Origin of the sequence: Sulfitobacter sp. SBS6 (assembly GCF_048285585.1) — a bacterium.
In the GTDB taxonomy this organism is placed as follows: Bacteria; Pseudomonadota; Alphaproteobacteria; order Rhodobacterales; family Rhodobacteraceae; genus Sulfitobacter; species Sulfitobacter pontiacus.
Genome location: NZ_JBLWBA010000005.1, coordinates 979,577 through 1,001,125 on the forward strand (window position 1 = coordinate 979,577; position 21,549 = coordinate 1,001,125).

Genomic DNA, 21,549 nt, shown 5'->3' on the forward strand with positions numbered 1-21,549 from the left:
ACCCTATGTCATTAAAATTCGTAAATTGCATTGCAGCAGCTTTTGTCGCCTTGGCCACCGCGCCGCTGGTTCAGGCCCAAGACACGTCAGAAGCCAAGCCCAAGGCAGAAGCTAAGGCCAAGGCAGAAGCTAAGGCCGAAAAGGTCACGATCGGCAATATCATTGTCGAAGGAACGCCTTACGACAGTATGACCATCCGCTCAACAGCGCCTTTGATCATCGATTTCAACGGTGATGGAAGTGCTCGAAATGAATGCAATCGCGGGGCGAGATTTGACAAGGAAAGACACTTTGGCCGCAACGGCCAGTTGACAGACCGCGAGTACGCGATGGCGCAGACCGCTTGGTCTTATTTTGAGAAGCGTTTTCAACCGGATACGGGACTGGTCAATGCCGTGGGTGCCTATCCTTCCACCACCCTATGGGACACGGCCTCTTATATCAGCGCTTTGGTTTCAGCCTATGAGCTTTGCGTAATCGACAAACGGGATTTCGACACCCGCGCAACCAAACTGCTCAATACGTTGCGCAATCTTGACCTGTACCAAGGTGAAGCCCCCAACAAGGTTTACAATGCCAAGACCGGCGAGAAAGTGAACTATGCAAATGAATCTGGCGAAGTCGGCATGTCTGCGCTTGATATCGGCCGGATGCTCGTGTGGCTTCGCATTTTGAAAGAACGCCACCCGCACCTGGCAAACAGTGTCGACAACGTTCCGATGCGGTGGAACTTCTGCAATCTTATCAATGAGGATGGCCGGATGTTCGGGTCATTCAAACGTGGTGACGGGTCCACACGCTATGTACAGGAGGGGCGTTTAGGCTATGAAGAATACGCCGCAAAAGGCTTTGCGCTTTGGGGTTTCGATGTCGACCGCGCCCTATCGCCGGAACCGCTGTCCTATACCACGATCTATGACGTCAAAGTGCCTTTCGACGGTCGCGATCCCCGCATTTTCAAGAACCAGAACTACGTACTAACCGAAGGCTACATTCTGGACGGTCTGGAACTAGGGTGGGACATTCCCTCCGACACAGACGGTGACGGCGAAACTGCCAGCCACGGTTGGCGGGCGGAATTCGCCAACCGCATTTATCTGGTGCAACAGCGCCGGTTCGAACAGACAGGCATCGTGACCGCGCGATCCGAGCATCAGGTCAACGGCAAGCCTTACTTTGTGTATGACACGATCTTTGCCGATGGTTATCCTTGGAATACGCTTGATCCTACGGGAGAATACCAACCCGACCGCGCCGCCATCGCCGCCAAAGCCGCAATCGGCATGTGGGCGCTGTGGGAGACGGACTATACGGACCTTCTGTTCGAAAGCGTTGCCGATCTGTCCGAGCCCGAATTAGGATTCTACGAAGGGCTCTATGAGAACGGCAATGGCTATATCCCGCTTCAATCGTCGAACAACAACGGCATCATCCTCGCGGCTCTTTTGTACAAGGTCCAAGGGCCGATCCTGAAAAAGGTAAACAACAATACGCAGACCTGGGATATGGCAAATATCGGGACTGATTTGCGCGACAACAAATGCCACCCGAACAAGATGATCAAAGAGGTGCCTTGCTGTGCCTGCGCGAACCCCAACCGCGTCGATCCCGTGATACCTGTGGAGGAGTTCACCTATTGCCGCCCCGTTCTGACAGGCGGGGAAATCGGGGCGACCGAATGCCAGCCGACCGAACATAAGATGCCGCCACCCAAAGTGCGTAAAGTGCTACCGAAATCCTGCCCGATCCCCGCTGCTAACCCATGAACCAGAGCAGCAAAACAAGACTGTTGTGGTTTGACGCAAACCGGGTTTTTGCGGCGATGGGCGTTGTGCTGATCCACTCCACCACGGATTTTTCGGGGCAGCCATTTGCCGATGCGGAACCTGCAGCGCGTCTTATTCCGGTGTTCTTGCGATCAATCGGCGAATTTTCGGGCTCCGAAATGTTCTTTATGTTTTCGCTTTTCCTGATGGCGATGCGGGTCGACAGGAAGATGCCAGGCTACGGAACGGCGATCGGACAACAAGCCAAACGGCTGCTGGTGCCTTTTGCTTTTTGGACGCTCTTCTATGTGTTCTTCCGTTTGGCGAAGGCAGAGGCGTTTGGCTACACGCCCTATATCTGGGATCAGATCGCCGACTTGAAGAACTGGGCGGGCTATCTCATCTTGGGCAAGTCCCAGTACCACATGCACTTTTTGCCCACGCTATTTGCCCTCTTCCTGTTCTATCCGGTGATGCGCGTCGCGATGCGCTATCCCATGTTCGGATTTGCCGTATTAGTGACCATAGGCGTCATGAACAGCGCGCAGGCATTTGTATGGAGCACAGGGATCGACCCCTTCTACCGCGACTACATCGTTCGCGCGCTGAAAATATTCGGCTATGTCGGATACGGGCTGGCGGCCTTCGCGATTTATGGCTTGTGGAAGGACGGCATTCCCAGAGGCGAGTCTCGCCTGATCCGACGCGCCGCGTTCTATTTCGTGGCCCTCGCCTATATTGCCACCTTACCCTTCTTCGCCATCGCCTATGAAACCGGCGGCTGGGGCATCCGAAACAATTGGGATTATTACGGGCATTTTCTGATGCCGGTCTTCGTGTTCTTTGTCTTTCTTGGCGGGCAGTTCTTACCGTGGTCAAAGCAGTGGTCGCTCTTTGCGAGGTTCAGTTTCGGCGTCTATCTAGTTCATCCTTTTGTGATCGACCTCTTCGATATCTTCGTGTTCAAAACGGGCCTGTCCCAGATGATGCAACCGTGGATGCTTGTCCTGTCCCGCTACGCCTTCGCGCTGCCGCTGTCTTTCGCCGTAGCCTACGCGCTTTCCAAGGGGGCCTTGGTGGCTTGGACGATCGGCCTTGGGCCGCTGCCTTGGGAACGGGGCAAGGCCAAACCGTTGGCTGGTGCATAGAATGGACGATTATTTTCTCAAGTTCGAAGACCGCCTGCCGGAGCCGCCTCTACCCTACTCGCCACTGCGTGAAATGCTGTGGCAATTCCTTGCGACAATCGCCTTGGTTGTCGGGGGCTGGTACATCTGGTGGCGATGGGCCCACTCGCTGAACCCTGACGCCATGTGGTTTGCGCTACCCTTGGTGGTGGCCGAAACCTGTGCCTATTTCGGCATGTTGCTGTTCGTTTTCAATCTGTGGAAAGACGATCCGCTCAAGATCGAGAGCCCCCCGGCGGTTCTTTCAGATGTCGTTGATGGCCATCCCGAGGGGGATCGGCCAATTTCTGTCGATGTGATGTTTGCCACCTATGACGAAGACCCCGAACTGGTGAGGCTCGGGATCCTCGATGCGAAGCAAATGACCTACCCCCACCCGATCGACATACGCATCCATATTCTCGACGATGGTCGTCGCCCCGAAATGCGCGCAGTTACCGAAGCGGAAGGGGTAAACTACATCACCCGCAGCACGAACGAAGGTTTCAAAGCCGGCAATCTCCGCAACGCGATGGAGCAGACCTCGGGCGACTTCATGGTGATCTGCGACGCAGACACCCGCCCTTTCCCAACGTTTCTTGAACACACAATGGGCTATTTTAGAGACAAGAAGATGGCCTGGGTCCAAACGCCCCAGTGGTTCTACGACCTGCCCGCCGGAGAGCATCTGACTGACAAGTTGCAACGCCGTTTCGGTCAGTTTGGCGGCAAGATCGGCCGAGCGGCCGAGCGGACGATTGGGCCTGTGGTTTACGGCGCGGATCCCTTCGTGAACGACCCCAAGATGTTCTACGATATCATCCTACGCCGTCGGAACTGGGTAAATGCCGCATTCTGTTGTGGCGCTGGTTCTATCCATCGCCGAGAGGCGGTGATGGAGGCTGCGCTGCGCAGCTTCGGCGAAAAGGTCGAACAACGGTCTTTCGCGGTCGAAGAAAATATTACCGTCTCCAGCAAAGAGCGCGAGATTGCCCCCGATCTGATGGCAGCCATCCGCACGGAATCCGCCGCGACAGAGGTGTTGACGCCATATCGATTCCACGTCTCCGAAGACATCTATACTTCAATCGTCCTGCATTCGGATAGCGAGCGCGGCTGGAAGTCAAAGCAGCATCCGATGGTTGAAAGCAAAATGCTATCACCTCAAGATCTGCTGACATGGACCGTGCAACGCTTCAAATATGCTGGCGGTAGCTTGGATATTCTCAAGAACGACAATCCTCTGTTTCGCCGGGGCTTGTCGATCGGCCAACGGCTTATGTATGGCACCACGTTTTATTCCTATCTGGCACCGTTGTGGAACATCATCTTTCTCTTTGCCCCTGTCGTGTATCTTTTTACCGGCGCTTCGCCCGTTTCCGCATATTCGAATGAGTTTTTTTTCCGTCTGATCCCCTTTCTCGTCACGCTGGAGCTGGCAATAATGATCGGCACTTGGGGGATTGCGGGATATGCCGCTAAAAGCAGCTACCTCGCCTTTTTCCCATTGGGCATGAAAGCCCTGCTGGCCGTCGCCAAGGGCGAGAGGATTTCTTTCAAGGTCACCCCTAAAACTCGACAGACAGGCAATTTCCTTGAGCTTGTCCGCCCGCAGATGGCCGTGATCCTGTTTACCGTCCTTGGGGCACTCTGGGGCATCGGGGCACTGATTTATGGCGGCTCCGGGCATTCAGCGGGCGGTGTCGTGGCGAATATTCTGTGGGGACTTAACAATTGCCTCGCCATGGCCGGAATGATCCGCGCCGCCCTATGGCAACCCGAACAATCGCAAGAGGAGCTGAACGCATGAGCTTTCGTTCTAATCTGATAAAGGCCCGCAGCCATATTACATTCCTCGTGGCATTGGGCTTTGGCCTGGCCTTGGTTGTGTTTTTAGAAAACACCATCGATAAACGCGCAACACGTGACCCAGAACTGATGGTGTCCTCCGCCGTGGAACAGCGCTCCCCCCTCGCCGCCTTTGAGGCCGTCACGCCATTGCCACTAGCGATGACGGGCGAAAGTAGCGAAAGCGACCTTGATTATGCGCGGATCGCTTGGCGCTACTTCGAGAATAACACGCATAAGACTACGGGGCTGGTGAATTCTGCAGACAAGTACCCATCGACAACGATGTGGGAAACGGGATCATACTTTATTGCCGTAATATCTGCTGAATTACTCGAAATAATTGACCCAGACGAAGCACAATCTCGACTATTGTTGGCTTTAGAAACGCTCAGCAATTTGCGTTTGTTCGACGACCTCTTACCCAACAAAGCCTATAACGTGCAGACAGCCGAACTTGTAGACTACGGCAATCGACCAGTCGAACGTGGCCTAGGCTGGTCGGCTTTGGACATTGCACGTATGGTCGGTGCCTTGGCTCAGGTTGAAAGTCGCTATCCCGAGCTAGCGCCGCAGGTAACTGCTCTGCTCGACAAATGGCACCTCACTCAGATGGTCGAAGGTGGGCAACTGATCGGCGGCAATATTGCGAACGATAAACTGCGTCGCGATCAGGAGGGACGCGTCGGCTATGAACAATATGCCGCTAAAGCCATGATGCTCTTCGGTTACGATATGGTAAACGCGTACGGTGTAGAAGATCATTTGATGGTGAAAGACGTACTAGGCCACCCCGTACCCGTTGATACTCGCTTGCACCGCAACGTCACCCCTGCCTTTACCGTCAGCGAGCCGTACATTTTCGATGGTCTAGAGTTCGGCTTTGATGATCGGTCCCATCGATTTGCAACGGCGATATACCATGCACAAGAGGCCCGCTTCACGGAGACCGGCATTCTGACCGCCGTAAGTGAGTCCCACCTAGATGAAGCACCTTATTTTGTATATTCATCAATATGGGGCGGAGGTGCGCCTTGGGCTGTAATGACGTTTAAAGGGGACCGCTTAGACAGCAAACGCACTGTTACTACGAAAGTTTCTTTCGCAATGGACGCGTTGTTTGGCACCGAATATACGCGCAAACTGGTTTCTACAATCGCCCCCACCGCGAACTATGAACGTGGATGGCCGGAAGGCATTTACGAAGTAGACGGATCAACAAACACATCAATTACGGCTAATACCAATGCGACTGTACTCGCAGCGCTTGCATTTAGACGTCATGGTCCGTTAATTCGCGTATCTCCATGAGAACGGACTTCGTAATTCTTATACTTTTCAGTGTCGTGATCTATGGGCGCGAAACCTTAGCGGCTCCCTGTATTTCTTCGACGTTCGATGTGCCACTCCCAGGCGCTGTTAACGTTATAATGAACTACGCCGACGTCCCGTCCCCCCTTTTCCCTAGCGTATGGCAAGAAGGCTTAATTAATGGTCTACCCTATGCGATATTTTCGAACGGCGAAGGCTATCTAAAACCCAGTTTTTCATCGGAAGACTGGCACATGAGTTTTTCCTGTGGGAGGGATTCTTGCACTACAACCTTGGTTGGCACCCCCCCCAAAGAAGCCGTGGAGCAGCTAGCAGAGTTGACCTCCTGCGTTTTGGGAAAAGCATCCCCAAGTAAAGGTATCTCGGAACGGAAATCTATCGCATCCCATGAAAGTATTAACGAACCCATCAAGGAAGCTTCGGCTGACGATCAAGAAAAGTGCTTACTTAATGATGACCGGCACGATGTAGACGGTTTTCAACTGCAACGTTTACTTGTGGAGGCTGGTTCTGACCCAGGGCCGATAGATGGCAGTGTCGGCAAACTAACACGAAAAGCTCTTATAGAAGTACTCGGAAATTCTGCAGTTGAAATGAATTTGGCCCAAGCCATCAATGCACTAAAGCAAGTCAATTGCATCGAAGGTTTTAGATAACACGTTACCAGTTGTCAAAATGTAAATATGTCATACGATACATATTGTCGAAGTCAATACATCCTACAATAGAACTCGCATTCAGTATGATCGAATTTGCACTATTGTAAGGTGAATACTGTACTGAAGGAGAACTAAGCATGGCTTGCTATCTCGTGGCTTACAATGCAGCGGTCGAAAACGCGCGGTTTAGTATTTCAAACGATATCAAGGCATACGGAAGTTGGGCAAAAATCGGAGATTCAGCATATATAATCTCAACAGATGCGGAGGTTACAGAAGTTTACGATAACCTATCGAAAAACTTAGACGCTGATGATAACTTCTATGTTATCAGCGTGAGCAAGCCCTGTTGGGGGCAAGGTCCTGGTGCAGTCAACCAATGGCTCAGCGACAATCTTCCGAATTAGGTATGCTATTCAAGATCAGAACGGACGCATATGAAGTCAACACTTCAAAAATTTCATATGAGAACTCTTCTATCGATAGCGCCCATAAAAACGATCTTAGAACAATAATTGGACAAGTATTTCGTAGTATCTAACCTAAAGAAATTATCTGTAGAAGAATACAATGCGGCAAGATGTAAGCCGCTATTGTTGGCTGAATTAGTTTTCGCAAACCTATCGCCTAGTGTTGCGGTTAGAACGTATTGGCTCCTGCCTTAAAAAAGCCTAACTCGCACACCATCCTTTCAGGAAGGACTTTGCTAAATTCCGGCACAAGGTTCAGGCCCAAAAATGTGATCTAACAAAACCAGATAAGGACGCTCAATGGTTAAGAAAGTAACAAAAGCGATTTTTCCGGTGGCTGGTTTGGGAACTCGGTTTTTGCCCGCGACGAAATCTGTCCCCAAAGAGATCATGACCCTGGTCGATCGCCCGCTGGTGCAATACGCCATCGACGAGGCCCGCGCGGCGGGCATCAAGGAATTCATCTTTGTCACCTCCCGCGGCAAAGGCGCGCTGGAGGATTACTTTGATCACTCTCCCGTGCTGGAACAGGAACTACGCTCCAAGGGCAAGACAGAGCTGATGGAGATTCTGAAAAGCACCAATATGGACAGCGGTGCGATTGCCTATATCCGCCAACACAAAGCGCTTGGTCTGGGCCACGCGGTATGGTGCGCCCGTCGTCTGATTGGCAATGAACCCTTTGCGGTGATGCTGCCCGATGACGTGATCGCTGCCGACAAACCCTGCCTGCAGCAGATGATCGAAGCCTATAACGAGACGGGCGGCAACATGGTTGCGGCGATGGAAGTGAACCCTGAGAAATCCTCCTCCTACGGGATGCTGGACATCGACGACGGCCAAACCGATGGCGAACTGGTCAAGGTGAAGGGCATGGTCGAAAAGCCCAAAGCTGAAGACGCGCCGTCGAACCTTGCCGTAATCGGCCGCTATATCCTGTCGCCAAACGTGCTGAAGAACCTGAACCAGCTGAAGTCCGGCTCGGGCGGGGAGATCCAGCTGACCGACGCCATCGCAGCAGAGCTGACCCAAGGCAATGATGTCTATGGTTACCGCTTCAAGGGCCAGCGTTTCGACTGCGGTTCCAAATCCGGTTTCCTGCAGGCGACCGTGTCCTTCGGGCTGGCACGTGAAGAGCTGCGCGATGATTTATTGAAATACTTAAGGTCAGAAATGGCTGAGCAGAGTACTCCGACAACGACCCGCTGAGAAACAAACGCACCCTCTATTAAAAGCAGGTTTTAATTTGGCAGCTATGTCGGAAACGATATTTTGACAACTTAAATTTTAAATCAAATTTGATTGCGGGCAAACCTAGCTAAAACAGGCAGCTTTCAAATGCGTACAAAGCTGCCTGGGTACGGTTTTTAACTTCAAGCTTCCGATAAAGAGATTTCATATGGAACTTAACCGTAGGGACACTGATTGATAGCCGGCTCGCAATTACCTTATTGGATTGTCCTAGACAAAGCCCTTCCAGCATTTCTATCTCACGCGTCGTCAACATGTTCAAACGGGTTCTAACCAGCGAAAAGGTATCATTCACTCCTTTTTGTATATTAGGCTCAAGTTCCTCTGATGCCATATCTATCAGGCTTCGATAAAGGATGGCACTAGACATCTCATATGAAACTGATCCTATCGCTCCGTGAGCTTGAACGCGCTTCAAAAGAGCATCACTACTTTTCTCCAACAACACTACTACGCGTTGCCCTCCAGACATGTTAGAGATCTTCCGTAAATTCGCAAAGTCATTCACCACAGAGAAACCTGAAGATGTACATCCCAATAAGACGAGATCGAAACTGTTATCCTTCTGAATTAAGCTATATGCCTCATTGGGGTGACCGGTCGTTATGACATCCACTGTTCCATTAACGCCCATGATCATTGCGATTGCGTCTCTTGTAAGACGGCTCTCGTGAACAAATAATAAGCGCATATCATCCTCCATCCAAAGCAATGCTATAGCTTAATGTTGACGATAATTTGACCTTTGAACTGATTGAGCTCTATTAGCGAAATTTCTTGCAGTACCTTTGACCTGCCCTCCCCCGGGGCTCCCACGTTCATAACGAGAGACTTCGGGCCGCGCTTACCGATTCTGATCGTCGACTTGGGCAAGAACGCCGGGTGTGGATGCATTCATCCCCTGGCTCGTCTCTGAGTTATCCGATGAACGTTTACGTATAATCGTCTATAGACCGGCATCGACAAGTGGGCAGGCTCGATGCTGTGAGGTGTCATGACCCCGGTTTGCAATCAGTACTACCTCTCGCCTGATATTCGTCAGACATTGCGCTCGAACCAATGCTGCATCAATGGTTAACCATCAGGTCAGTCCAGTAAGCTATTTTTGCAAGACAATGTCCAAGATACCGCTATTCAGCAGGCGTTAGGGCATTGCATTCTCATGGCCATCCGATTGCAGGCGTGGGACACTCGCATATCGCCGTGGTTCGTTTGGAAATTCAGAATGTCTTCGGTTCAGGCCTTGCTTGGGGCACACCTGCAAGGTAGTCATTTTTGGTTTGCTTCTGCTTGATCATACGATGAAATGGCCCTTTCGCATCTGTTTGCTCTTCCGAGCGGCCAAACAAACTCTACATCACAACGAGTGAGGTTTCTGAGGCAGGTCAAACCGGTTACACTCGCACGAACCTATCCTCCTTCGGTGTCGCCTTCAAAAGCCCAGCTTCATATCCCTTTAGGGTTGGTCGTGCCGACCGCATTCCTTTTAAATTATATTGCTCAACTACATACTCCAACGCACTATTCAGCGCAGGGTCGAAACTTTCTCGAGTTTCCTTACCAGGATGGAAGCTTTCACTCAGAACCCCGTCACCCAATATAATCTCATGGTTTTCAAATAATAAATGAAAGTACGTGATCTTCTGAGCAGATTTGGAACGGCAAATTGTATCTCCATTCACCAAGTTCTTAGCCGCAACAAAGACTTCATCGGAACCGTAGAGCAACATTGCGTTGACATCTCGGATAAGGATACGATGCAACGGGGAAACAGACGTGTCCTTTTTCGCGCCAAGTGTACCCTTACTGATTTTGATTGGAGCCTCATTAACTCCGACATAGCGTTCTGATCGCCCTACCCAGAGAAGTGCTTTAGGGCCGTTATCCAATGTTTGCACCAAATCACCCGGGGATAATGTATCAATCAGACGGTCGCCTTCTGGGGTAGAAATATACGTACCCGGAGTGAAACATGGCGTAGTCGTAACCGTAACAAAGCCAATGTCCGAATTGCCATTCTCATCCTGCACAGTGTAAGTGAATACGTTCTCAGCGGCTTCGTTATTCGCCGTTGCAATAACAATGCCGTTCTCTGATAATTCAATCATTTCTCCCGTGGGGAGTGTGATAGTATCACCTACTACAACAGGTTGCCCGTTGATGTGCGTAATTGTCAACAGCCCACCGCTTGCGCTTTGGTCGTTTGCAAGCACGTCGACGTCGACTTCTTGGCCGACACGAACTGAAATGTCATCATCACCTGCAACAAGCGCCGTTTGCACAGAGTCACCTGCAATTAACAAATTACTGTCGTAAACACCGTCCCCGCCATCGGCGATGCCGATTTTAATTGTGTTGGTGGCTCCTGCATTCACCGGGGCCTTCAGGGTAAGGGTTACTGTGAATCCATCCATCTCAGTGTTGTAGGTATCGTCTGATCTGGCATTATCTAAATAGAGGTTTTCGTTCGACCCAGTGTTAATATTGTCAATTGAGATATCACCAGTGCCAACCGTCAATTCCGCCTGAACACCGTTCACCCATATACCGACTGCGTCATTAAATCCTGAATTAACATATTCTAAGTATTCCTCTGACGAAAACACAATTTGCATTGTCAAAATACTACCTTGGGGCACAAACTCCGCTTCAAAAACAGCAGCGTCAAATGTTGCCTGTCCTGAGACAGAACTTAAATCACTATCGCCACTTGTACCGTGGTTAGTAGACGTCCAAGGTAAGGCATTAACATCACCGCTGGCGTTAGTTACATTGACGGCATTCCCAGTAGATAAGATCACTCCGGTGTCGGAAGGAGTCAGCTCTGGTGAGGTTGAATCCCCATCTGAATAGATACCTGATGCGCCAGCAGCACCAGTATAGCTCGCGGAAACGACAGTAATCCCGTTCCCAAACATTGCTTCCGCCATATCATTCGCCGTAGCGCTTGTGTTAATCGGTAGCTTTGATGCAGTTGGCATACTAAATTCCTTCTGAAACTAGCGGTATGAATTTTGTAAGGCAGAAACTCGAAGCAAACAAATATGCAAAAGTATAGTTTGGAAATATATTGGATACTCGCAATATCTACTCATGCAATTAACTCACCCCCGTAAACTTATAGACATTTTCACATCAGCTGCACGACCTGCAGAACAACCTTGATTGCATTGAACATTACGACGTAAAGCTTAGAACCTAACCGTAGAATCCCAACCATTTCAACATAGCAGGAAAATCGTTTTGCTAAGGAACAAGATCAATTTCCAACCAGAAAGTTGATCCCTCTCCTTCAATAGATCGAAACCCGACATTGCCATCGAGTAGCTCCATCAGTTGCTTTGCGATACTCAACCCGAGACCGCTACTTTTTTTTGGGCCCGTAGTGCCGGGATTGACTTGCTGGAAGGCGTTAAAAATATCGTTCTGTGCTTTCACCGGAATTCCGATACCATTGTCTGACACTTCAACACGCGCTTTATCACCCAGTCGCCTTAGCCTCACCTCAACCACATCTCCGGACTGAGTAAATTTTGCAGCGTTAGAAAGAAAGTTATTTAAAACTTGAGATACACGCGGACCGTCCGTATTTGCTAAAGTTTCGTCAGGCGGAATAAGCACATCGTAACACACCCCCCGTGAGACAGCGTAGGGTTGGCAACTTTCCACGGTGTCCCTCACAACTTGATTAAGGTCAGTAGTCACTTTGTTGATAGAGACTTTTCCTTCGTTCAACGCTTGAGCATCCAAGATATCGTTTACAAGCGTGAGAAGGCGATCACCATTTCGCCGCGCAACATCTAGCAATTGGTGAACCGTTTTGTCGTCAATTATAGTGTCGACTTTGGCTTGGAGTAGCGCTAGGCCACCAATAATGGACGTAAGTGGCGTGCGTAATTCGTGACTGACTACGCTCATGAAATTCGATTTCATGCGTGATACAGAATTCGCTTCCTCTACAAGTATTTCCATTTCGCGCTCCCTCTTCCCAGATAGCCGCAACTCGACCATTAACAAAGACATAAAGATACCGAAAATAGCTAGAATGGTCATGCCGAGGTAGGCGATCGTGTGCGAAAGAGAGAGCAAGCCACTTCGAAAGTTTGACAGAGAACTGGTTTTCGCTTGTGCTAGGTCTAGTAAAAAGCTCCTAAGAGAAAAATCATAGCCTTCGAGCTGATGTACTATCATCTCGGCTTTTCTCCTTCTCACTACATCGGTCATGTATTGAGTAGAAAATTCTATTATATGGCTTTCTAGTTCTTGGAACCTGCGATCAAGTGCGTGAAGCACGCTTTTATCAACATCAAACTGTTCGACTATTTTTGCTAGTTTACCTTGTTGGAGGACATAAATCCGGCTCCACGCGATGTTGAACCGCAACGCGACATCGCTCGTAGGCTTTATCCCCAACGCGGCATGGCTAAGTTCTCTCTCAAGACGAAGCATTTCAAACTGAAGTTGAGATCCTACCCATAGGGGGTCGCTTTGTTCTGCAGTTTGAATATTTTCAACCCTTTCACTAAGGTTCAAAATTACGCCAATTCCGAAAGCAACCGCTCCAACAAATAATGCAAGAAGAGTGGATCGGACTAATTTTGCTCTTCTCACTCGACGGAAATCTCTTTGAGCTGCCAAACCAAACGATCATTATATAGGTCGTTGCGAAGCTCCGGATTGTCATCCATAGGATATATGACCCAAACTGGCCCCTTTTCACGCACAGGCATTGTTTTGCCTTCTCGTAGAATTGCCAATATAACGTCATAATCGAAGGCGTCCGATGCAGGCACCGTTGATGTGAAATCGTTTAGAGCAATCATATTAAGTTTAGCATCCCGACCTATTCCAGATGCTTCTAAAACTGAACGCAACAGTGGGCCTTGGAACGACGTCGGTTGGTCAACGTAATCGTTTGCTGTAAGCAACACTACTTGAGGAAGCGAGCTCAGCTCCTCGTGTGTAAATTTGGCAGACGCTTCCTGGTTTGTGACTGTCAGAATAACTTGAGAAAAAGCTAAATTGGGCATCATTGATAGGTAAGCAGCGATCGTAGCGCCAAAAACTTTGTAGTTAAGCATAAATATCTCCTTCTACTCGGTTAGTCGGAATTATCTTTGTCGAAAAATGGGGCAAATTTGCGGCGCTTAACCAGTTTCGCCTTACATGTATGTCACATTTTTTATTCTTCTTGGGCGAGAAGCTGGCTTGGTTCTAAACGTTCAGACGCCTAGACCTAAGCCCGCTTTGTCGTTCTCTGCACGCTGAAAATCGGGGCGATAGGGTAATCCCCCCTGAAATAAGTAGTGTTCAAAAGCAAAATTTCTCGGCAAGATATCTGAAGAGATTTACGATTAAGAACAAACGATACAGCGACGCGTAGCTGATGGCGGTGTTGAAGCAGGCAGAGCGCGGTGTTCCGGTTTCCCAGCTTTGTCGGGAGCATGGATTGAGAAGCTCAAGTATTAAAAAATAGTGGCCGAAGTTCGGCTGCACGGATGCGTCATTGACTTCAGAGATGAAGGATATTGCGGAAGAAAATCGTCACCTTCAGCGCATGTATGCCAAGATGGGCATGTAATACGGCCTGCTTAAGGAAGCGCTTGGAAAAAGGCGTTAAGGTCGTCTCATAGGCGAGAGATGGCCACATGAATGCGGTCGCACGGCATAAGGTTTGCATTGTGCTGGCCTGACGTGCATTCGAACGGCAGATGGCTTAAACGAGCACTTGGGTCGGCACGAAAGCGCGACAGGTCCAGTTCGAAGCTGCGGATGACGTCTGGAGCCAAAAGTAAAAGCTTGAGCCGCTCGAGCGTCCGCCCCTCGATCCACGCTTACCAGTATCTACCCTTTTTGCGAATTAACTACACACAACGCTATTCAAGAATGCCAGAACTGAACAAACCAGCAGAAACCTCCTCTGGATTTGCATATGGGACGGTAAATTCTCGGTTTGGGGAGTTGCGAATAATGAAAACTGCGCAAGACTATCAAAGAAATCGTTTTAAAACAAAAGCTTGACTCGAATCATCAACTGACGGCCACATGGGAGACAAATCAGCTTCCCAAGGATAGAGGCTTCCGGCATGCCACTGACAATCCCATACCACAGTGGCCGCATCGCGATCCTCTCGGACCTGCATGCCAATACATACGAGTACAGGGGGACTGATCCTATTACGTCATTGGACCTCCATGCCGTCGTGAACGACACACTCGATGCGCTTATCGTCGCCGGGGACCTTACGGATGGACCTGCGCCGAGGTGGGTCCAGGGGCTCGCTCAACTGACACCGCATATAGCGCCGCAACGCATCTACGTGATGCCCGGAAACCATGACTATTACGGCGGTACTCTTTCGGATGACTATCTCCTTGCTAGATACACACGTTCCGTCGGCGCACATTCCGTGCAGAAAGAAGACTTGCACCACGGCGACACACGGTTCCTATGTTGTACGCTCTGGACGGATTTCGATCTGTTGGGAGATGCTGAAACAGCGATGGGCATCGCGGGAAGCGTCATGCGGGACTACTTCCATATATGGGTAGCCCCCCCTGCAATTCCAGATGAGGGAGACAGGATCACGTGGCAACCTTCAGCGACCGATATTGAGCCCGCGGACACGCTTGCAGTTCACCGCGACCATCGCACATGGCTTGAGGACAAGTTGATGTCCCCCCACCCTTGGGGGAAGGCAGGTCGCACGGTTGTTGTGACCCATCATGGGCCCCATCTGTCGGTCGCAGGGCCAGTGGATGGCCTTACACCTGCATTCCACTCTGATTTAACAGACCTAATTGAAGGGTTTGCCCCATCAGCATGGTTCTTTGGCCATTCACATCGCCGGCTACGGGCCATGGTTGGACCAACCGACGTTCGGAACGTGAGCGTGGGATATCGTCGGGAGTTCCCTCGGCCAGAGAGTGAATATCTGTTCGAAGCAGGTCTTTGGGTGAGCCACGATGGATCCTAATTGGGCTGACCTCAAGTTTCTTGAGACTATAAGGCGATGCGCCCCACTTGTAATCACTGATACTGATGACGCTGCCTATGCCGTAGCCGACACCATCCCGCCCGAGATTCATGAAGCGGTCGGACAGCTCAACTTGACGGTGACAAGAGTCGACGTGGGCGACAGGCCCTGTTTCCCAGTAGCGAATTGGATGTCGTGCAGGGAGAAGCTGATAGTCGAGCTTATGACACGCATGACGCGGCGGTCCCTCGAACTCAGCAAGTTGGGGCCGTCAACTGCCGAACTTGATCTAGCGCCAACCCTCTCCCCATGGTCTTCCATCCTTGATCCAAAATACGGAGGCGCGATCCTAATCGGAGCGCAGGTTGGACACCCGACACTGCGGGGTAAATTCATTAATACGTCTCGGCTTTGTAGGTTGGACACAGAGGGTGCGTGGGCCCGCACGTCGACCCGATGGTACCGTTTGGGTGATCGTGCAAACCAGCAAGAACTGGGCTCAATACTCTATGGCAGGGTTGGTCTCGCAGACGCCCTTATGCTTACCCCGTCCGAGGTCCAAGCTTACATCAAAGCAGACCAAGTTTCCGCAGGGCTCAGTGATGCTTAGCCTTAGAAGATACTTGAAAGGTCACATCGAAAACTGTCTGGTTTACAGCGCAGATCAGACCCACACCTTCCTGAGCCCCCAGGCAATTTTTTCAATCACAGCTATAATCGGCTGCGGCGCAGCTCTATTTGTATCCTGGCGCGCCTACCACCTATCGGCAAAAAGCACTGGCCCGGACATGGACCTCGTGAGGCGGTTCGTCGAGTCGGCCCCCTTGGAACGACTTGCCGCAATTCAGACGCCTGAGAACCAGGACGCTGCCCAAGTCGAAGACGAAGAAAGAAAGGACGCAGCTGTAGAAACGTCCTAGTCGGAAGGTAGATTGCGATGCACCCAATTGATTGTTTCAACCACCACGGACAAGCTGATGCACGAAAAGTCGCGTTCATCCTGCGGACCTCCGTCACTGAATTAGCCGTAGCAGCCGGGGTCGACCTGGAGGAATTGCAAGGCCCGCAGATGATGTCGGATGAGACGCAGAACCGATTAAACAACCTTGTGGATGTACTGAACAAAGTGGGACCCCGGTTCGCTACACCGGTCATGGCTTATCAGTGGTATAGGTCCGAATCACTGACGGGCTTTGATGGCCAAACTGCGATGCAACTCGTTCAGGCAGGCAAAGCAGAGCAAGTCGTCGAGTACATAGAAGCTGTGGGGGCGGGAATCTTCTACTGAGCAACTCAGAATATGATGATTGCAATCTTATGGCGAGCTTAGGTTCTATTTTTCGGGGGGTTACGTTTTCGCCCCGCTATAAGCGCTTTTACGAAGTTTCTTGTGACTACTGCTGGCCATTCATTGAGCTACTCCCCAATCCTTGGACAGGATCTGGCGTGATTTAAGCTACTCTTTGCACCTGCTGATCGGGGTTGGTTGTTTCGTTTCCCTGCCAATAGTCCACGGCAGGCGGTTGCCCGCCAAGAGCAGAATGCGGTCTCTTGTGATTGTAGAACTCGATCCACTTTCTGACGCCTGTTTTAGCTTCTGACCCGGTCTCCCAAGCATGCAGATAGACGCACTCGTATTTCAGAGACCGCCACAGTCGTTCGACAAAGATATTGTCGAGAAAGCGACTTTCGCCGTCCATCGAGATGCGTACGGCTGATGGCCGCAGCCGATCCGCACATCGGTCAGATATCGCCTTTGCAGGATTTGTCGGACATGGGGAAAATGGACCCCGACTTGCTTGGGGCCTTCGAAACGGTGTTTCTGGGCCGGCACTTCATCCGGTTCGACTATAGCGATGCAAAAGGGCGCAAGACCGAGCGGCAGGTGGAACCGCAAGCCATGCTGATCCTGCCCCCCCTATGGTATCTCGTCGGCTGGGATCCTGCTCGCCACGACTTCCGACATTTCCGTATGGACAGGATCAGCAACCCGGAAGCGGTTCCGACTACAAGCTTTCGCCGTCGGCATGTGCCGTTCGAAAATGATGTCTGTCCTTACAACGAACTGCACCCGGAGCGTCGAAGCAGCCATTCGTGGTAAATGCAGCATCTGACACATTGGGCTCGAAGCGGACCTCGGATGCGTTGCAGCATCCTGTGATATGCTGGTTCGGTCAACGTCGGGTTGTCGATGTGGGGGGGATTGGCGGATCGGAGGATCAGTCATGGAAACACCAAACTTACCTGCCATTCGCGCGCTTCGCCCCGCCTGGAACAAGGGCCGCATTGTCGGTCAGAAACGCCCATTAAAGCCAAAGCATGTCTGGGCGATCAGGGTTCGACTTGAGCTTGCCGAGCACCACCGCGATCTGGCGCTGTTCAACCTTGCCATCGACAGCAAGCTGCGCGGCTGTGATCTCGTGAAAATGAAAGTGATCAATGTCATGGCGTCCAGTCAGATCAAAGAGCGGGCGTCGGTGTTGCAAAGCAAAACCCAGAAACCCGTGCGCTTCGAGATTTCCGAAGGGACGAGAGCCTCACTCGCGAAATGGATGGAAGATCCACTGATGGTTGGGTCTGAGTTCCTCTGGCCGGGTCGTTTTCACGAGCGGTTACACATCTCAACCCGCCAATATGCCCGGATTGTGCGGGACTGGGTTTCATCGATTGGACTGGAAGTGACTGCTTACGGCACCCACTCTATGCCGCGCACAAAAGTCACACAGATCTACAAGAAGACCGGCAACTTGCGCGCGGTCCAACTGCTGTTGGGACATACCAAGATGGATAGCACGGTGCGCTATCTTGGCGTTGAGTTGGAAGACGCCCACGCTATCGCGGAAGCCATCGAAATTTGAACGTTAGGGCCGTCTTCAGAGACGGCCCTGAGCCGACTTTCATCGGCGGTCCTGATGCTGCGGCTCGGCCTGTCATTCCTGCCGTTCTCTGCGACCACAAAGTTCGTTGAATGAAGAAATCACGATATTTAGACGAACCTACCATTCGGTAGGATGCCCAGTTTCTCGGGCGTCCATCAAAGCAATTGGAAGACGAGAGGAAATCTGTAATTCACTGCCCCTGCAAAGGTTGCACTACGACAGTGGTCAGGTTGCCTTATCTGGTGAGCAGTTCGATTACTGCGTCCGCCCCTGCCGGGCTCGATATCGCCAAAGCCATCGGAACTGCGCCTCCAAGGTCAGGATTGGGTTTTTCCAGAAACCGCATCACGAGAGCTCCGTTGCCTTAATGAACTCTGTCTACGACCACATAAGCTCGCGAAAAATCATAGAGTATCTGGCTTTTTGTTGGGCTGAGGGGAATCTTTTCAGACTTAGCCCTGCGAAAGGCCCGCTCGGGAATTAGGTCCAATACTGGCCGTGAATGCATCACTGCTAAAATTTTTTCAAAGGATGAAGTGGGAAGACCACCTTCGACATTGATTTCCAGCGAGGCGGAATCCCAGATTTCTTCAGGTAGTCCCAGAAATTCTGGCAACGCGCTCAACATCCGTTGAGCGTGTGAGTTTGTTGTCCATAGAAAACCTCCCTTTTAGGAACCAACTGACAGTTATGCAGACGTATCGCAACCGTAGCTGCTGGTTGGGCCCATGACCGTCCTCCCTGGCGCATTGGAATCGCAATCACAAAATGCTGCATCAGCTTGATTGGTGTATGGGTCGTTTGCCCGCTTCAGGCACGGTGTCGCGTGGCATCGGCATTAACAGGGGCATCCGACACAGCAAGGATCGGCCCTAAGCGGACATTCATTAGCTGCTGCAATGCTGCGCTGCGGCAGGATAATGGGACCATGTGAGCCTTGACCCCACCGCAATCTTATTCTGGCCGAACCTGCCACTTCAAAGAAAAGGCAGCGTTCGAACTCTAATGGTTTCCATTCGTAAGCTTCTCGTAAGCTTCCAATGATCATGAGCACGCAATTAACCTTGCGAGAGCTTTACAATGCCAACTTTTCACTCCCTTAGATGCCGAACGGCAGAACTGCGTGAGCGGTTAGCTATTTCGCCACTCTTGCTGACCGTTCTGACCATCGCATTCATGTTTTGCATCGACAATGGCACGTTCTGGGTGATCGCTGCGGATGTCTTCTCGGGCCATCTGATTTCCCTGATCGGATATATGGCTGCATTGTTCCTTCTGACGCTCGCGGCATTCAGCCTGTTTGCCTTCCCGTGGACAGTTAAACCTTTTCTGATCTCGATGCTGATCTTGGCTGCTATGACATCGTATTACGTTGATACGCTGGGGATCATCATAGACCGTGACATGATACAGAATATCATGGTCACGACCGTCAGTGAATCCAGACACCTGATAACGGCTGGCTACGTCACCCATGGTGTCATCTTCGGCATTTTACCCTCGCTCGTGGTGATCTGTGTCCGCATTCGACCGTATCGAGCCGTCAGGGCAGCCGTGACACCGATACTGACATGCGTTCTAAGCTTTGCGTTTGCGGCGGGCTTGTTGATGGCCGACCTGAAATCCTATTCTTCCATCCTGCGCGAACGGAAAGATTTCATGAGCAGCTATCAGCCAGGTGCGCCGCTCGTGGCCGCGATCCGATATGCTAAAATGAAGTCGCGTTCAGCCAAGCTGGACCTCGTCAGCACCGGAACGGACGCACAGACCGGCGCTGCGTATGAGGCGCCGCAAAAGCCCATGCTGACGATTGTTGTTGCCGGTGAAACAGCGCGCGCCCAGAATTTCAGCCTGAACGGCTATGATGTCGACACAAATCCCGAGTTGGCACAGTTGCCGATCATCACTTTCAGCAATGTGCAGTCCTGCGGAACCGCCACAGCCGTATCGCTGCCCTGCATGTTCTCGAAATTCAGCCGCGACACCTATTCGTATGAGAACGGGATCTCGACCGAGAACGTGCTGGATGTGCTGGGCCACGCAGGGCTGCATGTTGAATGGTGGGATAACAACACCGGTGACAAAGGGATTGCCGCGCGGTTCAAGATGCGCAAATTTACCGACGTGAACAATTCGGAATTCTGTTCGACGGGTGAATGTATGGACGGAATATTCATTGAGCCCCTCAAAGACTACATCGCGTCGATCACCGAAGATACCGTTCTGGTCCTCCACCAGATTGGAAGCCACGGACCGACCTACTACCAGCGTTACCCAGAAGACTTCGAACGTTTCAAACCGGCCTGCCGCTCCTCAGAATTCAAAAAATGCACGCCACAGGAGATTACCAACGCCTACGATAATACCATTGCCTATACCGATCATATCCTCGCCCGGATCATTGGCATGCTGTCCGCAGATGACCGCCTGGCCACATCGCTGATCTATATGTCGGATCACGGTGAATCTCTGGGTGAGCATGGGCTCTATCTGCACGGCGCACCCTATTTCATGGCTCCGGAAACGCAGACCCATGTGCCGATGATCCTGTGGCTGTCTGATGCCTTCAAGTCCCGCTTTGGCATTGACGAAAGCTGCGTCGCCGCACAGGAGAACAACCCGCTTTCGCATGACAACCTGTTCCACTCGTTACTTGGTTTGCTTAATATCGACACAGCAGAGCGAAATGCCGATCTGGATATCTTTTCTTCCTGCAAAACCAGAGTAGAGTTGGCCAAGATATGAAGTTTGATAAGGCAATCCGGCCTCAGAAACCTGCGCGGGTCACCGGGGTTGCCCATGTCTTTGCCGCAGCAGGGTATTCGATCGGGGGCATCCGCAGGCTATGGTTGGAAACTGCGTTCCGGCATATCGTCGTGGCTTTGCCGCTCTGTGGTGTGCTGTTGTACGTCATGGATGCGGAACTCTTCGACTACCTGATCCTTTTGATCCTGTTCTCCGGCCTGATCGCAGTGGAAGCGCTGAACACGGCGATCGAATGTATCGTCGACCACCTGACACCGCAGTGGGAGGTGTTCGCGCGCGACGCAAAGGATCTGGGATCACTTGCAACGATGTGCCTGTTGTTTGCGAATGGCGTTTTTCTGTGTGCTGTGGTTTTGCGTTCTTACGGCATAGGCTGAAAGGCATCCGATGGATAGGTCGAGAAAGGAGACGTTTCTCATGCGCAAACGGCAGTCG

The 21,549-nt window shown here is 51.3% G+C and carries 20 protein-coding genes and 2 pseudogenes; 15 read left to right on the top strand and 7 right to left on the bottom strand.

Annotated features, from left to right (window positions below):
- Positions 1-5 precede the first annotated feature (5 nt).
- The 7 genes from ACNQ62_RS08160 to galU all read left to right on the top strand — a co-directional run bounded on the left by ACNQ62_RS08160 (position 6) and on the right by galU (position 8,450).
- Positions 6-1,766: a DUF3131 domain-containing protein gene (locus tag ACNQ62_RS08160; RefSeq protein ID WP_418094603.1), complete on the top strand. Its 1,761-nt coding sequence runs from the start codon at positions 6-8 to the stop codon at positions 1,764-1,766.
- Positions 1,763-2,914: an acyltransferase gene (locus ACNQ62_RS08165; RefSeq protein WP_418094604.1), complete on the top strand. Its 1,152-nt coding sequence runs from the start codon at positions 1,763-1,765 to the stop codon at positions 2,912-2,914. Before ACNQ62_RS08160 ends, ACNQ62_RS08165 begins: the two co-directional genes overlap by 4 nt.
- A gap of 1 nt (position 2,915) precedes the next feature.
- Positions 2,916-4,742 (top strand): glycosyltransferase, encoded by a 1,827-nt coding sequence (locus ACNQ62_RS08170; protein ID WP_386173271.1) that lies wholly within the window; start codon positions 2,916-2,918, stop codon positions 4,740-4,742.
- Positions 4,739-6,091, top strand: a complete 1,353-nt coding sequence (locus ACNQ62_RS08175; protein WP_418094605.1) for a DUF3131 domain-containing protein — start codon at positions 4,739-4,741, stop codon at positions 6,089-6,091. Before ACNQ62_RS08170 ends, ACNQ62_RS08175 begins: the two co-directional genes overlap by 4 nt.
- A gap of 119 nt (positions 6,092-6,210) precedes the next feature.
- Complete coding sequence (locus ACNQ62_RS08180; protein WP_418094606.1) at positions 6,211-6,768, top strand: peptidoglycan-binding domain-containing protein; 558 nt, start codon at positions 6,211-6,213, stop codon at positions 6,766-6,768.
- 140 nt (positions 6,769-6,908) lie between these two features.
- Positions 6,909-7,178 (top strand): hypothetical protein, encoded by a 270-nt coding sequence (locus ACNQ62_RS08185; protein ID WP_418094607.1) that lies wholly within the window; start codon positions 6,909-6,911, stop codon positions 7,176-7,178.
- Positions 7,179-7,541: 363 nt separating this feature from the next.
- Entirely contained in the window at positions 7,542-8,450 is a 909-nt protein-coding gene (galU, locus tag ACNQ62_RS08190) for a UTP--glucose-1-phosphate uridylyltransferase GalU (RefSeq protein ID WP_418094608.1), read from the top strand.
- Positions 8,451-8,559: 109 nt separating this feature from the next.
- Here galU and ACNQ62_RS08195 read toward each other — a convergent pair whose 3' ends face one another.
- From ACNQ62_RS08195 to ACNQ62_RS08210, 4 genes are all read right to left on the bottom strand, one after another.
- Positions 8,560-9,183: a response regulator transcription factor gene (locus ACNQ62_RS08195; RefSeq protein WP_418094609.1), complete on the bottom strand. Its 624-nt coding sequence runs from the start codon at positions 9,181-9,183 to the stop codon at positions 8,560-8,562.
- 703 nt (positions 9,184-9,886) lie between these two features.
- Positions 9,887-11,473: a choice-of-anchor L domain-containing protein gene (locus ACNQ62_RS08200; RefSeq protein ID WP_418094610.1), complete on the bottom strand. Its 1,587-nt coding sequence runs from the start codon at positions 11,471-11,473 to the stop codon at positions 9,887-9,889.
- 265 nt (positions 11,474-11,738) lie between these two features.
- Positions 11,739-13,130 (bottom strand): sensor histidine kinase, encoded by a 1,392-nt coding sequence (locus ACNQ62_RS08205; protein ID WP_418094611.1) that lies wholly within the window; start codon positions 13,128-13,130, stop codon positions 11,739-11,741.
- Positions 13,100-13,573, bottom strand: coding sequence for a hypothetical protein (locus ACNQ62_RS08210; protein WP_418094612.1), 474 nt, complete (start codon positions 13,571-13,573; stop codon positions 13,100-13,102). Before ACNQ62_RS08210 ends, ACNQ62_RS08205 begins: the two co-directional genes overlap by 31 nt.
- A gap of 305 nt (positions 13,574-13,878) precedes the next feature.
- Here ACNQ62_RS08210 and ACNQ62_RS08215 point away from each other — a divergent pair.
- From ACNQ62_RS08215 to ACNQ62_RS08230, 4 genes and pseudogenes are all read left to right on the top strand, one after another.
- A pseudogene (locus tag ACNQ62_RS08215) lies at positions 13,879-14,182 on the top strand (transposase); the annotation flags it as partial.
- A gap of 396 nt (positions 14,183-14,578) precedes the next feature.
- Positions 14,579-15,469 carry a metallophosphoesterase gene (locus tag ACNQ62_RS08220; RefSeq protein WP_418094613.1) on the top strand — a complete coding sequence of 297 codons (891 nt, stop codon included), beginning with the start codon at positions 14,579-14,581 and terminating at the stop codon, positions 15,467-15,469.
- A 232-nt stretch (positions 15,470-15,701) separates the two neighbouring features.
- Entirely contained in the window at positions 15,702-16,079 is a 378-nt protein-coding gene (locus ACNQ62_RS08225; protein WP_418094710.1) for a DUF6634 family protein, read from the top strand.
- A gap of 327 nt (positions 16,080-16,406) precedes the next feature.
- A complete protein-coding gene (locus ACNQ62_RS08230; protein WP_418094614.1) occupies positions 16,407-16,757 on the top strand; it encodes a hypothetical protein in 351 nt (116 codons plus the stop codon).
- A 163-nt stretch (positions 16,758-16,920) separates the two neighbouring features.
- On the opposite strand, the pseudogene ACNQ62_RS08235 reads toward ACNQ62_RS08230, so the two are convergent.
- Positions 16,921-17,196: pseudogene (locus ACNQ62_RS08235) on the bottom strand (integrase core domain-containing protein); the annotation flags it as partial.
- 56 nt (positions 17,197-17,252) lie between these two features.
- Between ACNQ62_RS08235 and ACNQ62_RS08240 the strand changes: the two are divergent.
- Both ACNQ62_RS08240 and ACNQ62_RS08245 read left to right on the top strand, forming a co-directional pair.
- A complete protein-coding gene (locus ACNQ62_RS08240; protein ID WP_418094711.1) occupies positions 17,253-17,570 on the top strand; it encodes a helix-turn-helix transcriptional regulator in 318 nt (105 codons plus the stop codon).
- A 124-nt stretch (positions 17,571-17,694) separates the two neighbouring features.
- Positions 17,695-18,327, top strand: a complete 633-nt coding sequence (locus ACNQ62_RS08245; protein ID WP_418094615.1) for a tyrosine-type recombinase/integrase — start codon at positions 17,695-17,697, stop codon at positions 18,325-18,327.
- Positions 18,328-18,583: 256 nt separating this feature from the next.
- Here ACNQ62_RS08245 and ACNQ62_RS08250 read toward each other — a convergent pair whose 3' ends face one another.
- Positions 18,584-18,694: an antitoxin Xre/MbcA/ParS toxin-binding domain-containing protein gene (locus tag ACNQ62_RS08250; RefSeq protein ID WP_418094616.1), complete on the bottom strand. Its 111-nt coding sequence runs from the start codon at positions 18,692-18,694 to the stop codon at positions 18,584-18,586.
- An 18-nt stretch (positions 18,695-18,712) separates the two neighbouring features.
- The gene (locus tag ACNQ62_RS08255) at positions 18,713-18,964 is read right to left on the bottom strand and encodes a hypothetical protein (protein WP_418094617.1); all 252 of its coding nucleotides are present in this window, start codon (positions 18,962-18,964) and stop codon (positions 18,713-18,715) included.
- Positions 18,965-19,428: 464 nt separating this feature from the next.
- Here ACNQ62_RS08255 and ACNQ62_RS08260 point away from each other — a divergent pair, with 464 nt between their 5' ends.
- Together ACNQ62_RS08260 and ACNQ62_RS08265 are read left to right on the top strand one after the other, a co-directional pair.
- The gene (locus ACNQ62_RS08260; protein WP_418094618.1) at positions 19,429-21,093 is read left to right on the top strand and encodes a phosphoethanolamine transferase; all 1,665 of its coding nucleotides are present in this window, start codon (positions 19,429-19,431) and stop codon (positions 21,091-21,093) included.
- A complete protein-coding gene (locus tag ACNQ62_RS08265) occupies positions 21,090-21,491 on the top strand; it encodes a diacylglycerol kinase (RefSeq protein WP_237271140.1) in 402 nt (133 codons plus the stop codon). Before ACNQ62_RS08260 ends, ACNQ62_RS08265 begins: the two co-directional genes overlap by 4 nt.
- Positions 21,492-21,549: the final 58 nt, after the last annotated feature.